Origin of the sequence: Paucibacter sediminis (assembly GCF_030254645.1) — a bacterium.
GTDB lineage: Bacteria > Pseudomonadota > Gammaproteobacteria > Burkholderiales > Burkholderiaceae_C > Paucibacter_B > Paucibacter_B sediminis.
Genome location: NZ_CP116346.1, coordinates 2,762,418 through 2,777,653 on the forward strand (window position 1 = coordinate 2,762,418; position 15,236 = coordinate 2,777,653).

At 64.6% G+C, this 15,236-nt stretch carries 11 protein-coding genes; all 11 read left to right on the forward strand.

Features of this window, described 5'->3' with window-relative positions; genetic code table 11:
• The first annotated feature begins 48 nt into the window (after positions 1 to 48).
• The 11 genes from PFX98_RS12825 (at position 49) to PFX98_RS12875 (ending at position 15,226) form a co-directional block, all read left to right on the forward strand.
• On the forward strand, positions 49 to 2,175 hold the full coding sequence (locus PFX98_RS12825; protein WP_285230898.1) for an Ig-like domain-containing protein: 2,127 nt from the start codon (positions 49 to 51) through the stop codon (positions 2,173 to 2,175).
• Positions 2,172 to 2,732 carry a shikimate kinase gene (locus PFX98_RS12830; RefSeq protein WP_285235583.1) on the forward strand — a complete coding sequence of 187 codons (561 nt, stop codon included), beginning with the start codon at positions 2,172 to 2,174 and terminating at the stop codon, positions 2,730 to 2,732. Before PFX98_RS12825 ends, PFX98_RS12830 begins: the two co-directional genes overlap by 4 nt.
• A 39-nt stretch (positions 2,733 to 2,771) precedes the next feature.
• The gene (gene aroB, locus PFX98_RS12835; RefSeq protein WP_285230899.1) at positions 2,772 to 3,872 is read left to right on the forward strand and encodes a 3-dehydroquinate synthase; all 1,101 of its coding nucleotides are present in this window, start codon (positions 2,772 to 2,774) and stop codon (positions 3,870 to 3,872) included.
• A gap of 18 nt (positions 3,873 to 3,890) precedes the next feature.
• On the forward strand, positions 3,891 to 5,021 hold the full coding sequence (locus tag PFX98_RS12840) for a deoxyguanosinetriphosphate triphosphohydrolase (RefSeq protein ID WP_425334598.1): 1,131 nt from the start codon (positions 3,891 to 3,893) through the stop codon (positions 5,019 to 5,021).
• A 44-nt stretch (positions 5,022 to 5,065) separates the two neighbouring features.
• Positions 5,066 to 5,761, forward strand: coding sequence for a transposase (locus tag PFX98_RS12845; protein WP_285230900.1), 696 nt, complete (start codon positions 5,066 to 5,068; stop codon positions 5,759 to 5,761).
• Positions 5,762 to 5,900: 139 nt separating this feature from the next.
• Entirely contained in the window at positions 5,901 to 10,670 is a 4,770-nt protein-coding gene (locus PFX98_RS12850) for a glutamate synthase-related protein (RefSeq protein ID WP_285230901.1), read from the forward strand.
• Between the two features lie 26 nt (positions 10,671 to 10,696).
• On the forward strand, positions 10,697 to 12,163 hold the full coding sequence (locus PFX98_RS12855; RefSeq protein WP_285230902.1) for a glutamate synthase subunit beta: 1,467 nt from the start codon (positions 10,697 to 10,699) through the stop codon (positions 12,161 to 12,163).
• Positions 12,164 to 12,451: 288 nt separating this feature from the next.
• Positions 12,452 to 12,934 carry a type IV pilin protein gene (locus PFX98_RS12860; RefSeq protein ID WP_285230903.1) on the forward strand — a complete coding sequence of 161 codons (483 nt, stop codon included), beginning with the start codon at positions 12,452 to 12,454 and terminating at the stop codon, positions 12,932 to 12,934.
• A gap of 97 nt (positions 12,935 to 13,031) precedes the next feature.
• Positions 13,032 to 13,592 carry a GspH/FimT family pseudopilin gene (locus PFX98_RS12865; RefSeq protein WP_285235585.1) on the forward strand — a complete coding sequence of 187 codons (561 nt, stop codon included), beginning with the start codon at positions 13,032 to 13,034 and terminating at the stop codon, positions 13,590 to 13,592.
• 95 nt (positions 13,593 to 13,687) lie between these two features.
• Positions 13,688 to 14,029, forward strand: a complete 342-nt coding sequence (locus PFX98_RS12870; protein ID WP_285230904.1) for a type IV pilus modification PilV family protein — start codon at positions 13,688 to 13,690, stop codon at positions 14,027 to 14,029.
• 18 nt (positions 14,030 to 14,047) lie between these two features.
• Positions 14,048 to 15,226: a PilW family protein gene (locus PFX98_RS12875; protein WP_285230905.1), complete on the forward strand. Its 1,179-nt coding sequence runs from the start codon at positions 14,048 to 14,050 to the stop codon at positions 15,224 to 15,226.
• Positions 15,227 to 15,236 lie beyond the last annotated feature (10 nt).

Genomic DNA, 15,236 nt, shown 5'->3' on the forward strand with positions numbered 1-15,236 from the left:
GGAGCTGCTCTGCTGCGGCTGCAGCACGGGCGAAAAGGAGTCTGAGTGATGAACGGAAAAAATTGGCTGGGTAAAGGCAAGCTGAGTGCTTGGCTGGGCCTGGGCATGGCGCTGCTGCTGACTGCATGCGGCGGCGGTGGCGGGGGCGCGGGTGATCCGGTGCTCGGCGGGGGGAACACCGGTACAGGTAGCGGCACCTCTACGGATACAGCGGTGCTGAGCGTGTTGCTTTCGTCGACAACCGTCAGTGCAGGTGCTCCTGCAACGCTATCGGTCCAAGTCAAGAACAAGGCGGGCTCGCCGCTGGTGGGGCAAGTGGTCAAGTTCAGCACCGACGCGGGCCTGGGTGCTTTCAGTGCGCCGTCCGCCCTGACCGACGCCAATGGGCAGGCGACGGTGATCCTGTCGCCGGCGCAGTCGGCTTCAACAGGCGCCGATATGGTCAAGGCTACGGTCAATTACTTGGCCAAGGATTACAGCGCGTCGACGGGTTTTCAGCTGACAGCGACCAACGTGGCCATTGCGTCGTTCACGTCGGATGTGAGCAGCCTGTCGGCATATGGCCAAGCTGGCCTCACGGTGACGCTGACTGGCACATCCTCCAGTAGCCCAGTCAGCCTTGCGCTGACTTCGTCGTGTACGGCGTCTGGCAAAGGCACCATTACGCCTAGCAGTCAGACCACGTCTACCGGGCGTGCCACATTTACCTTCCGGGACGGTGGTTGCGGCGCGGTGGCGTCGACAGAGAACTTGCAGATTTCGGTGACAGGCACAGCGCTGACGCAGTCGCTCAGCATCCCCGTTAATTCTCCGGCGGTTGCAAGCATTGGCTTTGTCTCAGCGACACCGTCCAATATCTATCTGCGTGGCTCCGGCTTGGTTGAGAACGCGAACGTGACGTTCCAGGTCAAAGATGCCAACAACAATGGTCTGCCTGAGCAAATCGTGGTTCTTGAGCCTAGCGTGCTGGTTGGTGGACTGACCTTGGATGGCGGCAGTACGGCGGTGACCAAGAAGACTGACAAGGATGGCAACGTCATTGTTCGTGTCAATTCGGGCACGGTGCCAACGCCTGTGCGCATCAAGGCAACGTTGCAGGGCAGCAATATCTCCACGGTGTCCAGTGTCCTGGCCATTGCGGTGGGCCTGCCGTCGCAACTGAATTTCTCGATGGCTCAGGGCACGATCAATATCGAGGGCTACAACCTCCAGGGCACGCCCAACACCTATACGGTGATCGCATCGGACCGTCTGGGCAACCCGGTACCGGATGGCACGGCGATCAACTTCGTGACCGAGGGCGGCCAGATCGAGGCAATCAAGCAGACCGCCCTGAGCGGTAAAGGTATTGCCACGGCGACCGCCAATTTTGTGACGGCCTCACCCGTGCCGGTGGATGGGCGCGTGACGGTGGTGACCTATGCGCTGGGCGAGAAGTCCTTCCTCGACGTCAATGGCAACAACGTCTACGACGCCGGTGAGGACTTCCAGAATCTGGGTGATATTTTCCTGGATCGCAAGTTCGATAACTACTATCAGTCCAGCGACGATCAGTTCGTTTCGGTGTCCACTGGCGAAACCCAGGCATGCGTCGCGGCGAACTCGGCCCTGTTGGCTGCGGATGTGAGCATTCCCTCGCGTCCGAACACCTGCAGCAAGGACTGGGGCCGCGCCTATGTGCGGCGAGCCGTGCAGACCATCTTCTCCACCTCTTCCGCGCGCCCGTTGTGGGGCCTGAGTCGCCCCGACAATGCGCGGGCGCCGAATGGCACCTGTGTGGCGCCCGTCTCTCTGATCACCCACTATGTGGACGACGTGGCGAAGAGTTCGAACTTCATGCTGTTTGGTGCCGACGGTCTGTACAGCGTGCCTGGTGCTGGCGTTTTGGCGCTGACTGCAGCGGATGCGAACCCTGTGGCCTACAACCCTGTTTCTGCGGGTACGGTGATTGCCGCGAAGGCCACTGACGGCTTGACGGTTGCGGTATTGGGCGGGACGCCGGTCCCTAGCACCTCGACTCCGACCGGTGTTGGCATCAGCTACAAGTTTGATGAGAAGACCTCGGCGGGCACGGTAGCCGTTTCGTTCACTTCTCCGAGCGGTCTCGTGTATTCGGTTTCACAGTACCTCTCCATCAACGCTGCACCCGCAGGTTACGCGAGTTGCACCAACTGACGATTGCTCTCGTTGGCATGCCCGGCGGTGGCAAGTCCACCGTCGGCAAGCAACTGGCGCGGCAGTTGCAAGTCCCGTTCGTTGACTCGGACGCTGAGATCGAGCGGCAGATCGGCATGCCGATCAAGGCATTCTTTGAGCGTGAAGGCGAAGCGAGCTTCCGGGACATTGAGGCGCGTGTGATTGCCGAACTGCTCGCCCGCGGGACCGAGTTGGTCCTGGCGACGGGCGGTGGTGCGGTGCTTCGGGAGGAGAACCGCGCGGCGCTGCACCAGTGCGCCACCGTGATCTATCTGCGCTCCTCGCCGGAGGAGTTGTTCAGGCGGCTGCGTCACGACACGCAGCGGCCGTTGTTGCAGGTCCGCGATCCGCTGCAGAAGCTGCGCGAGCTGTACCACGTGCGCGACCCGCTCTATCGGCGCGTGGCGCACTATGTGATGGAGACGGGGCGCCCGTCGGTGCATGCCCTGTCCAACATGATCCTGATGCAGCTCGAGCTGGCCGGTGTGGTCAGCCCCGAGCGCGTGGCGGCCACGGTGGGCGCCGAACGCGGCTGAGAGGCTGGTGCCACGGCGGCGGCCCGTACACTTCAGCGCATGAGCACGCCCGATTCTTCTCTGCAGACCGTCCGCATCTCCCTCGCCGAACGCAGCTACGACATCCGCATCGGCTCCGGCCAACTGAGCGATCCGCTCGCCTGGCAGGGCTTGCCCAAGGCCTCGGCCGCCCTGATCGTGAGCAACGAGACCGTTGCGCCGCTGTATCTCGAGCGCTGCCGTCAGCAACTGCTGGGGCACTATGCCCGTGTCGACGCCGTGCTGCTGCGCGATGGCGAACAGTACAAGGATTGGGACTCGCTCAACCAGATCTTCGATACCCTGCTGCGCACGGCTTCCGATCGCAAGACCGTGCTGGTGGCCCTGGGTGGCGGTGTGATTGGCGACATGACGGGTTTTGCCGCCGCGGTCTATATGCGTGGCGTGCCCTTCGTGCAGGTGCCCACCACGCTGCTGTCGCAGGTCGACTCCTCGGTGGGTGGCAAGACCGCCATCAATCACCCGCTGGGCAAGAACATGCTGGGCGCCTTCTACCAGCCCGAGCGCGTGATTGCCGATCTGGACACGCTCGATACCTTGCCGGAGCGTGAGCTCTCGGCCGGCCTGGCCGAGGTCATCAAATACGGCCCGATCGCCGATGCAGAGTTCCTGGCCTGGATCGAGGCCCACATCGATGCGCTGCGCGCGCGCGACAAGGGTGCGCTGGCCTACGCCGTCAAGCGCAGCTGCGAGATCAAGGCCTGGGTGGTTGGGCAGGACGAGCGCGAGCAGGGCCTGCGTGCCATCCTCAACTTCGGCCATACCTTTGGCCACGCCATCGAGACCGGGCTGGGTTACGGCAACTGGCTGCACGGCGAGGCGGTGGGTTGCGGCATGGTATTGGCCAGTGACCTCTCGGTGCGCAAGGGGCTGATGCCGGCCGATTTCCTGCCACGCATGCGGCGCGTGATCGAGCGTGCGGGCTTGCCCGTGACCGCGCCCAAGTTGGGGCTGCAGCGTTATCTCGAGCTGATGCGCGTCGACAAAAAGGCCGAGGGTGGCGAGATCCGCTTCGTGCTGATCGAGGCACTGGGCAAGGCCGGCATGCATGGCGCCGACGGGGCGCTGGTGGATGCCGTGCTGCAGGCGCATTGCGCATAAAGAGAGGCGCAGCCGGCCATGATGCGCGCCCGCTACGCAGCTGACCCGGCGCGCAGCCGCGGCCGCCGTTTTCACGAGCCTCCGGCCCCGACGCGCAGCGAGTTCCAGCGCGACCGTGACCGCATCGTCCACAGCACCGCATTCCGGCGCCTGGTCTACAAGACCCAGGTGTTCCTGAATCACGAGGGCGATCTGTTCCGGACGCGCCTGACGCATTCGCTGGAGGTGGCGCAGCTGGGACGATCGATCGGCCGCAGCCTCCAGCTGGACGAGGATCTGATCGAAACCATCGCGCTGGCGCACGACCTCGGCCACACGCCCTTCGGCCACGCCGGCCAGGATGTGCTGGACGACTGCATGCAGGCGCATGGCGGTTTCGAGCACAACCTGCAGTCGCTGCGTGTGGTGGACAGGCTGGAGCAGCGCTACCCCAGCTTCGACGGGCTGAATCTGACGTTCGAAAGCCGCGAAGGCATCCTCAAGCATTGCTCCAGGCGGAACGCGAATCTGCTGGAGGCGCAGGAGCCCGACGGTGTGGCGGCGCGCTTTCTGCGCGGCGGCCAACCCAGCCTGGAGGCGCAACTCTGCAATCTGGCCGACGAGGTGGCCTACAACGCCCATGATGTGGACGATGGCGTGCGCTCGGGCCTGGTGAGCCTGGAGCAGCTGGAGCAGGTGCCCCTGGTGGCCGAGCATTTGCGCAGCAGCCTGCATGCGCATCCGGGCTTGAACGGCAAGCGCCTGTTGGCCGAAACCATACGCCGCATGTTGTCGGAGCAGGTTTACGACATCATCCGTGCGACCGGGCAGAGCCTGGCCGAGCTGGATCCGGTCAGCATCGCAGCGGTGCGCGGCGCCGCACCCCTGGTGCGCTTCAGCGCCGCGATGCGTGCGGCCAGCAGCGAGCTCAAGCGGTTTCTGTTCGCCAATCTCTATCGCCATGAGCAGGTGCAGGCGACGCGCGGCCGGGCGGAGCGGGTGCTGCGTGATCTGTTTCAGACCTACTTCGCTGATGCGGCCCAGTTGCCGGCCGACTTTGCCGACAGCGAGGACCATGCCCGCGCATGCGCCGACTACATCGCCGGCATGACCGACCGCTTTGCCCTCAGAGAGCACGAACGCCTGACCGGCCAGCGCCTGTTCGGCTGATTCTCGCCGCGTCCGATAATGGGGTCAGACTCAATGCTGAACCCATGGCAAGACTTGCTCGACTGCCGCTCGCCGGCCATACCTATCACCTGATCCAGCGCGGCAACAACCGTCAGGCCATCGTGCACGACGATGAGGATCGCCGGCACTACCTGGCGGCCCTGCATGAATGCGCCGCCACCCAGAAGGTGGCCATCCATGCCTATGCCTTGATGGACAACCACGTGCATCTGCTGCTGACCCCCAGCACCGCGGAGGGCATGAGCCGCATGATGCAGTCGCTGGGGCGCCGCTATGTGGCCTGGTTCAACCAGAAGCATGGCCGCATCGGAACGCTCTGGGAGGGGCGCTACCGAGCCGCGGTGCTGGAGCCCGCCGCCTACCTGCTGCCGGCGATGCGTAGCATCGAGCTCAATCCGGTGCGCGCGGGCCTGGCGCTGAACCCCGAAGACTATCCCTGGTCGAGCTGCCAGCATCACCTCGGCATGCGGCGCGACCCGCTGGTGACCGACCATGCCCAGTTCTGGGCCTTGGGCAACACGCCTTTTGAGCGCGACATGCTTTATCGGGCCTTGCTGCAGGAGGGCGGCAGTGAGGCCGAACGCCAGCTGCTGGTGGATTCGGCACTGAAGGGCTGGCCGCTGGGCTCGGCCCAATTCCTGCAAAAACTGAGCGAGCAGACGCAGCGACCGGTAACGCCCAGGCCGCGTGGCCGGCCCGCAAAGGCCAAGGCTTTTTGACTGTGTCCCTATTTATTGCCAAGTCTTCGCTTGACATTTACTTAAATCGACTCTGACCCCGTTTAATCAAACTTGTTGATTTTGCTGCAGCGCATTAATCTTGCGGCCATTCCCGATTTGTCGAATGTGGAGGCCAGCCATGGCAGCAGTAAACGGTGAGCAACTGAGCGCAGGCGCGCAGGAAATCCAGGCCCTGGCCGAGCAGGGGCTATATCGCCCTGCCAACGAGAAGGACGCCTGCGGCCTTGGCTTCGTGGCCCATATCAAGGGTTTGAAGGCGCACATGATCGTGCAGCAGGGCCTGAAGATCCTGGAGAACCTGGATCACCGCGGTGCCGTGGGCGCCGACAAGCTGATGGGCGACGGCGCTGGCATCCTGATCCAGATCCCCGACGAGCTTTACCGCGAGGAGTTGGCCAAGCAGGGCGTCACCCTGCCTCCGCCCGGGGAGTACGGCGTGGGCATGATCTTCCTGCCCAAGGAACATGCCTCGCGCCTGGCCTGCGAGCAGGAGCTGGCGCGCGCCATCAAGGCCGAGGGTCAGGTCTTGCTGGGCTGGCGCGATGTGCCGGTGGATGCCGAGCTGCCGATGTCGCCGACGGTGCGCGAGAAGGAGCCCATCATCCGCCAGGTCTTCATCGGCCGTGGCCCGGACATCATCGTCCCCGATGCGCTGGAACGTAAGCTCTATGTGATCCGCAAGACCGCCTCCAGCGCCATCCAGGCCCTGAAGCTGACGCACAGCCGCGAGTACTACGTGCCCAGCATGAGCTGCCGCACCGTGATCTACAAGGGCCTGCTGCTGGCCGACCAGGTGGGCAAGTACTACAAGGATTTGGCCGACCCCCGCACGGTGTCGGCCATCGCCCTGGTGCACCAGCGCTTCTCCACCAACACCTTCCCCGAATGGCCGCTGGCCCACCCCTATCGCATGGTGGCGCACAACGGCGAGATCAACACCGTCAAGGGCAACTTCAACTGGATGCGCGCGCGCGAGGGCGTGATGAAGTCGCCGGTGCTGGGCGATGACCTGAAGAAGCTCTATCCGATCAGCTTCGAGCACCAGAGCGATACCGCCACCTTCGACAACGCCATCGAGCTGCTGACGATGTCGGGCTACCCGCTGGCCCATGCCGCCATGATGATGATCCCGGAGGCCTGGGAGCAGCATGAGCTGATGGACGAGCGCCGCCGCGCCTTCTACGAGTACCACGCCGCCATGATGGAGCCCTGGGATGGCCCGGCCGCCATGGTGTTCACCGATGGCCGCCAGGTCTGCGCCGCGCTGGACCGCAACGGCCTGCGTCCGGCGCGCTACTGCGTCACCGATGACGATCTGGTGGTGCTGGCCTCCGAGTCCGGCGTCTTGCCCATCCCCGAGAGCAAGATCGTCAAGAAGTGGCGCCTGCAGCCCGGCAAGATGTTCCTGATCGATCTGGAGCAGGGCCGCATCGTCGACGACGAGGAGCTGAAGAACCAGTTCGCCAATGCGCGCCCCTATCGCCAGTGGATCGAGAACGTGCGCGTGCGCCTCGACGACATCGAGCTCGACGAGGTCAAGCCGGCCAGCTTCGAGACCTCGCTGCTGGACCGCCAGCAGGCCTTTGGCTACACCCAGGAGGACATCAAGTTCCTGATGGCGCCGATGGCCACGAATGGCGAAGAGGGCACCGGCTCGATGGGCAATGACTCGCCCCTGGCTGTGCTCTCCAGCAAGGACAAGCCGCTCTACAACTACTTCAAGCAGCTGTTCGCCCAGGTGACGAACCCGCCGATCGACCCGATCCGCGAAAACATCGTGATGTCGCTGAACAGCTTTGTGGGCCCCAAGCCCAATCTGCTGGACATCAATGCGGTGAACCCGCCGATGCGCCTGGAGGTCTCGCAGCCCATCCTGGACTTCAAGGACATGGCGCGCCTGCGCGGCATCGAAGCGCGTACCAATGGCAAGTTCAAGCCCTATGAGCTGGACATCACCTACCCCTTGGCCTGGGGCCACGAGGGCGTGGAAGCACAGCTCGCGTCGCTGTGCGCGTCAGCCCTGGACGCCATCAAGACCGGCCACAACATTCTCATCATCACCGACCGCCATCTGAGCGCCGGCCGCGTCGCCATCCCGGCGCTGCTGGCACTCTCCGCCGTGCACCACCATCTGGTGCGCGAGGGCCTGCGCACCACCGCCGGCTTGGTGGTGGAGACCGGCAATGCGCGCGAGGTGCATCACTTTGCGGTGCTGGCGGGCTTCGGCGCCGAGGCCGTGCACCCCTATCTGGCGCTGGAAACCCTGGTGGCCATGCATGCCGAACTGCCGGGCAATCTCTCGGCCGAGAAGGCCATCTACAACTACATCAAGGCGCTGGGCAAGGGTCTCTCCAAGATCATGTCCAAGATGGGCATCTCGACCTATATGTCCTACTGCGGCGCGCAGATCTTCGAGGCCATCGGCCTGAAGGCGGACTTCGTCGAGAAGTACTTCCGCGGCACGCCCACCCAGGTGGGTGGCATCGGCGTGTTCGAGGTGGCGGAAGAAGCCATCCGCCTGCACCGCGCCGCCTTTGGCGACGACCCGGTGCTGGAGAACATGCTGGAAGCCGGCGGCGAGTACGCCTGGCGTGCCCGTGGCGAAGAGCATATGTGGACGCCGGACGTGATCGCCAAGCTGCAGCACAGCACGCGCTCGGGCAAGTTCGAGACCTACAAGGAATACGCCCAGCTGGTGAACGACCAGAGCAAGCGCCACATGACGCTGCGCGGCCTGTTCGAGTTCAAGATCGACCCCAGCAAGGCGATTCCGCTGGAAGAGGTGGAACCGGCGGCCGAGATCGTCAAGCGCTTCGCCACCGGCGCGATGTCGCTGGGCTCGATCAGCACCGAGGCCCATGCCACGCTGGCCGTGGCGATGAACCGCATCGGCGGCAAGAGCAACACCGGCGAGGGTGGCGAGGACCCGGCGCGTTATCGCAATGAGCTGAAGGGAATCCCGATCAACGCCGGTACCAAGATCAGCGATGTGGTCGGTTCCAAGGTGATCGCGGTCGACTACGAGCTCAAGCAGGGCGACTCGCTGCGCTCCAAGATCAAGCAGGTGGCCTCGGGCCGCTTTGGTGTGACCACCGAGTATCTGGTGTCGGCCGACCAGATCCAGATCAAGATGGCGCAGGGTGCCAAGCCCGGCGAGGGCGGCCAGTTGCCGGGCGGCAAGGTGTCCGACTACATCGGCTTCCTGCGCTACTCGGTGCCGGGCGTGGGCCTGATCTCGCCGCCGCCGCACCACGACATCTATTCGATCGAGGATCTGGCCCAGCTGATCCACGATCTGAAGAACGTGAACCCGCGCGCCGATGTGTCGGTCAAGCTGGTCTCCGAAGTGGGCGTGGGCACCATCGCCGCTGGCGTGGCCAAGGCCAAGGCCGATCACCTGGTGATCGCCGGTCACGACGGCGGCACTGGTGCCTCGCCCTGGTCTTCCATCAAGCACGCCGGCACGCCCTGGGAACTGGGCCTGGCCGAGGCCCAGCAGACCCTGGTGCTGAACCGCCTGCGCGGCCGCGTGCGCGTGCAGGCCGACGGCCAGATGAAGACCGGCCGCGACGTCGTGATCGGCGCCCTGCTGGGCGCGGATGAATTCGGCTTCGCCACCGCGCCGCTGGTGGTGGAGGGCTGCATCATGATGCGCAAGTGCCACCTCAACACCTGCCCGGTGGGGGTGGCCACGCAAGACCCGCTTCTCCGCGCCAAGTTCTCGGGCAAGCCGGAGCATGTGGTGAACTACTTCTTCTTCGTCGCCGAGGAAGCGCGCCAGATCATGGCCCAGCTGGGCATGCGCAAGTTCGAGGAACTGGTGGGCCGCAGCGATCTGCTGGACACCAAGAAGGGCATCAGCCATTGGAAGGCCAAGGGCCTGGACTTCAGCCGCGTGTTCCATCGTCCGGCGGTGCCGGCCGAGGTGGCGCGCACCCATGTGGACGTGCAGGACCATGGCCTGGACCGCGCGCTGGACGTCAAGCTGATCGAGAAGTGCCTGCCCGCCTTCGAGCGTGGCGAGAAGGTGCAGTTCATGCAGCAGGTCAGCAATGTGCGCCGCACCGTGGGCGCCATGCTGTCGGGCGAGCTGATCCGCCGCCTGCCCGAGGGCCTGCCCGACCAGACCGTGTTCATCCAGATGGAGGGCACCGGCGGCCAGAGCTTCGGTGCCTTCCTGGCCCAGGGCATCACGCTCTACCTGATCGGTGATGCCAACGACTACACCGGCAAGGGCCTCTCCGGCGGCCGCGTCGTGGTGCGCCCCTCGATCGATTTCCGCGGCGACGCCACCAAGAACATCATCGTCGGCAACACCGTGCTGTACGGCGCGACGCGCGGCGAGGCCTTCTTCCGTGGTGTGGCGGGCGAGCGCTTTGCGGTGCGTCTGTCCGGCGCCTCGGCGGTGGTGGAGGGTACCGGCGACCATGGCTGCGAATACATGACCGGCGGCACCGTGGTGGTGCTGGGCAAGACCGGCCGCAACTTCGCCGCCGGCATGAGCGGCGGCATCGCCTATGTGTATGACGAGGACGGCCAGTTCGCCAAGCGCTGCAACACCAGCATGGTGGCGCTGGACAAGCTGCTGCCGGCCGACGAGCAGGAGCGCAGCGTGGATTCGGCGCTGTGGCACCACCTGGCGGGCGCCGCGGCACAGACCGACGAGGCCATTCTGAAGAAGATGATCGAGGACCACCATCGCTGGACCGGCAGCCAGCGCGCGCGCGACATCCTCGACCACTGGGCCGATTCGCGCAGCAAGTTCGTCAAGGTCTTCCCGCATGAGTACAAGCGCGCGCTGGGCGAGCAGAACGCCGCCAAGGAAGCCGCCGACACCATCGCCCAGGCCAAGGCGCCTGCGCCCGCGGCCAAGCCCGTCAAGGCTTAATCGGAAGTACGGAAGTAGGAATCATCATGGGAAAAGTCACCGGCTTCATGGAGTACGAGCGCCTGGAAGAGGGCTACGAGCCCGTCGCCACGCGCCTGAAGAACTACAAGGAATTCGTCATCGGCCTGAATGCCGATCAGGCCAAGGTGCAGAGCGCGCGCTGCATGGACTGCGGCACGCCGTTCTGCAACAACGGCTGCCCGGTCAACAACATCATTCCGGACTTCAACGACCTGGTGTACCGGGGTGACTGGAAGAATGCGATTGCCGTGCTGCACTCGACCAACAACTTCCCCGAGTTCACCGGCCGCATCTGCCCCGCGCCCTGCGAGGCGGCCTGCACCTTGAACGTGAATGACGACGCAGTGGGCATCAAGTCCATCGAGCACGCCATCATCGACCGCGCCTGGGCCGAGGGTTGGGTCAAGCCCCAGCTGCCCAAGCGCAAGACCGGCAAGACCATCGCCGTGGTGGGCGCCGGCCCGGCCGGCCTGGCGGCGGCGCAGCAGCTGGCACGCGCCGGCCACAGCGTCACCGTGTTCGAGAAGAACGATCGCGTCGGCGGCCTGCTGCGCTACGGCATTCCCGACTTCAAGATGGAGAAGTCTCACATCGATCGCCGCGTCGAGCAGATGCAGGCCGAGGGCGTGGTGTTCCGCACCGGCGTGATCGTCGCGGCCCTGCCCGAGGACAGCAAGGTCACCAACTGGGCCAAGGAAAGCATTTCGCCCGACGAGCTCAAGGCCCAGTTCGATGCCGTGCTGCTGACCGGCGGTGCCGAGCAGTCGCGCGACCTGCCGGTGCCCGGCCGCGAGCTGGTCGGCATCCATTTCGCGATGGAATTCCTGCCGCAGCAGAACAAGGTCAACGCGGGCGACAAGCTCAAGGGCCAGCTGCGCGCCGATGGCAAGCATGTGATCGTGATCGGCGGCGGCGACACCGGCAGCGATTGCGTGGGCACCAGCAACCGCCATGGCGCCAAGAGCGTGACCCAGTTCGAGCTCATGCCGCAGCCCCCCGAGGTCGAGGACCGGCCGCTGACCTGGCCCTACTGGCCGATCAAGCAGCGCACCTCCAGCAGCCATGAGGAGGGCTGCGAGCGCGAGTTCGCCATCGCCACCAAGGAGTTCCTGGGCGAGAAGGGCAAGGTCACCGGCGTGAAGACGGTGCGTGTCGAATGGCAGGGCGGCAAGATGGTCGAGGTGCCCGGCTCCGAGCAGGTGCTGAAGGCCGACCTCGTGCTGCTGGCGATGGGCTTCGTGAGCCCGGTGGCGACGGTGCTGGATGGCTTCGGCGTCAGCAAGGACGCACGCGGCAATGCCAAGGCCACGGTCGACTTCACCGGCGGCTACCAGACCAATGTGGCCAAGGTGTTTGCCGCCGGCGACATGCGCCGCGGCCAATCGCTGGTGGTCTGGGCCATCCGGGAAGGCCGCCAGGCGGCGCGCGCGGTGGACGAATTCCTGATGGGCAGCAGCGATTTGCCGCGCTGAGCACCCGCATCCCATCCCCTCAAAAGGCCACCTCCGGGTGGCCTTTTTCTTTGCCTTCGGGGATGGCCTCGCCATCCTCGACCGATGTCTGGCTGTGCGCGCACGCAGACAGTTACACCGAAAGACCGTTGATCGCGGGCACGACCCCGCTTGTCGTGTCCGCCTGGTCCGGCGTGAACTTCCGCACGACCTTGAACAGGCTTGCTGCTCAGAATCCGGCCGAACAGTAGTAGAGGCGATGTCGCGGCGCGGCGTCACCATGCAGCCTAAATCGGAAATGGGTGGGCCATGATCAGAACCAGTGCACGCAAGCCAATAGGCCGGTATCGCGAGACGGTCAGCGGCTTCACTTTGATTGAAATGATGATCACGGTCGGGCTGATCGGTGTGCTCGGGGCGCTTGCGCTGCCCAGCTATCGCGACTACGTGCGGCGAGGCCAAGTGCCCGAGTCCATGACCGCGCTGTCGGACTACCGCATCAAGATGGAGCAGTTCTATCTGGACAATCGCTCCTACGGTACCGGCGCCTGCGCAAGCGGGGCGGTCTCACCACCGTGGAATAACTTCAGGCCGGGCGGAGCCAAGTACTTTGAATTCAGCTGCGAGCTGACCGACTCAGGTCAAGGTTATGTCTTGACGGCAAAAGGGGTTTCGGGGCAGGCCGTCGGCCATATCTACACGCTGACACAGGACAACGCTCGAGCGACGACCTTGTTCAAGGGCGATTCAATGAACAAGGCATGCTGGCTTATGCGCGGCGATGAGTGTTGATATGCGCCTTGGCATCAGGCCCCGCCGGCAGTACCACAGCGTTGCCCCGTTTGGGCAAGCGTCGTGCCGTCCGCAATTGGGCGTTGGCTTGGTCGAGGTGATCGTGGCCATGGGAATTTTTGGCCTTGTGGTGTTCGCAGTCTTGCCCGACGTAAGCCTGTGGATCCGCGGCCTCGCTATTCGCAATACTGGTGACGCGATCAAGGCAGGCCTGGAACGCGCGCGCATGGAAGCGCTGCGGCGCAACGCGTCGGTTAGCTTCTGGCTGGTAACGCAGCCAGGCGGCGGGGCTCTCAACGATTCCTGCGCGGTCAGTGCCAATGGGGCCTCCTGGGTCATCAGTATCCAGAGTCCTGATGGCAAGTGCTCGGCCATGCCGTCGGTGACCGCCGACCCTTTGCTGGTGGACAAGTGGGCCGCCTCCGAAGGCGGGCGTTCGGTCGTCGTGACTGCCACCGACAGCAATGGCGCACCGGCCCCACAGGTGATCTTCAACAGTCTTGGTCAGGTCGCCAGCACGGTGACGCCGATCGCGACGGTGGAGATCAGCCACGCCGATGGCGGGGCGCGCAATTTGCGCATCTTGGTGGATGTGGGGGGCGCGGTGCGCATGTGTGACCCCAACGCCGGGGCGGGTGATCCGCGTCGATGCCTTTGACGGAGCAGATCGTGAACATGCATCGAGCCTTGAAAAGCAGGCCTGGCCGGCGAGCCGAAAGTGGCGTTGCCCTGCTCGAGGCCATGGTGGGCATCTTGATCTTCGCTTTTGGCGTGCTGGGCGTGGTCGGGCTGCAGGCTTCGATGTCCAAGGCCCAGGGCAATGCCAAGTACCGCACCGAGGCTGCGAATCTGGGCAACGAGCTGTTGGGCAAGATGTGGGCCGATACCGCGGCCAATCTGCCCAGCTACGGCACCGACGCCTGCAAGGCGCATGCACCCTGTGCGGACTGGTTGAGCAAGCTCGAGCGCGCCCTGCCGCTGGGCAAGGCCGAGCTGAGCTGGGACGCCGCCAACCAGGAGGTCCATATCGAGATCTTCTGGACCAGGCCTGGCGAGGGCAGCAGTCGCTTTGACATGCGCGCCGTCATTTCCTAGCTCTGCGCGGAACCAGCCATGTCCAAGCAATCGTGCCACCTTTCCACCCAGCGCGGCTTCACCCTGGTGGAGATGATGATCGGCCTGCTGATCGGGCTGCTCTGCACCCTGGTGATCGCTGCCGTGCTGAGTGCCGCGGAAGGGCAGCGGCGCGGCACGACGCAAGGCACCGACGCGCTGATTGCCGGCTCGCTGGCACTTTTTCAGGTGCAGCGCGAAGTGGCGATGGGGGGCTATGGTTTCGCGAGCGAGCCCGCTGCGGTCGGTTGCCAGTTGGACGCGCGTTTCAACGGCGCTGTGGCGCCGGCGCTGCCGCCGGTGCTGGCCCCGGTGATCATCACGGCAGGAGGGAACGATGCCAGCGACCAGGTGCGGGTGCTCTCCAGCTCGAAGGCCATCCTATCGAATGCGGGGGTGCCCAATCAGGTGGGCTACACCATCCCGATGCGCACCACGCCGCCGCAATATGCCGCAGGCGGCACGCTTTACACCGTCTACTCGGCCATTGGCGCGTCCGTCGGCGATTTGATGGTGGCCGTTGTCAATGCCGGCTTGCCGTGTGAAATGTTCCAGGTCACCGGTGTGCAGGTACGCGGCATCCAGCGTGCGACCCAGGGAGCATGGAACGCCGCTGGTTTCCCTGCTCAAGCGACGCAGGAGCCCTGCTCGGATGCCTGCCTACCGCTGAATCCTTCGGGTAGCTTCCTCGTCAACATGGGGCAGTTCAACGACTGGATCTATACCGTGGATAAGCAACAGCGCCTGACGATGAGCCGCCTGAACACGGCAAACATGTCAAGGCAGGTGACCGAACTGCAGAGCGGTGTGGTGATGTTGAAAGCCATGTACGGGCACGACGGCGACGGTGACGGTGCTGTCGATACCTACGACAACCAGACCCCGGCCGACCAGAACGGCTGGCTCGGCATGCTTTCGGTGCGGCTTGCTGTAGTGGCGCGCAGCACGCAGTACGAAAAGGAAGAGGTGACGCAGAGCAATCCTCTGTGGGATGTGGGCAGCGCCGCGACGGTCGCGGGAGCCAAGCCCTGCGGTGCCAGCATGTGCGTGGAACTCAAGGTTGATGGTCTGGCGGACTGGAAGCACTACCGCTATCAGGTCTTCGACACCATCGTGCCGCTGCGCAACCAGCGCTGGAAGTCCAAACTGCCCGTGGCAGCACCGCCGGCCGGCCCGTGAGGGAGTTGAC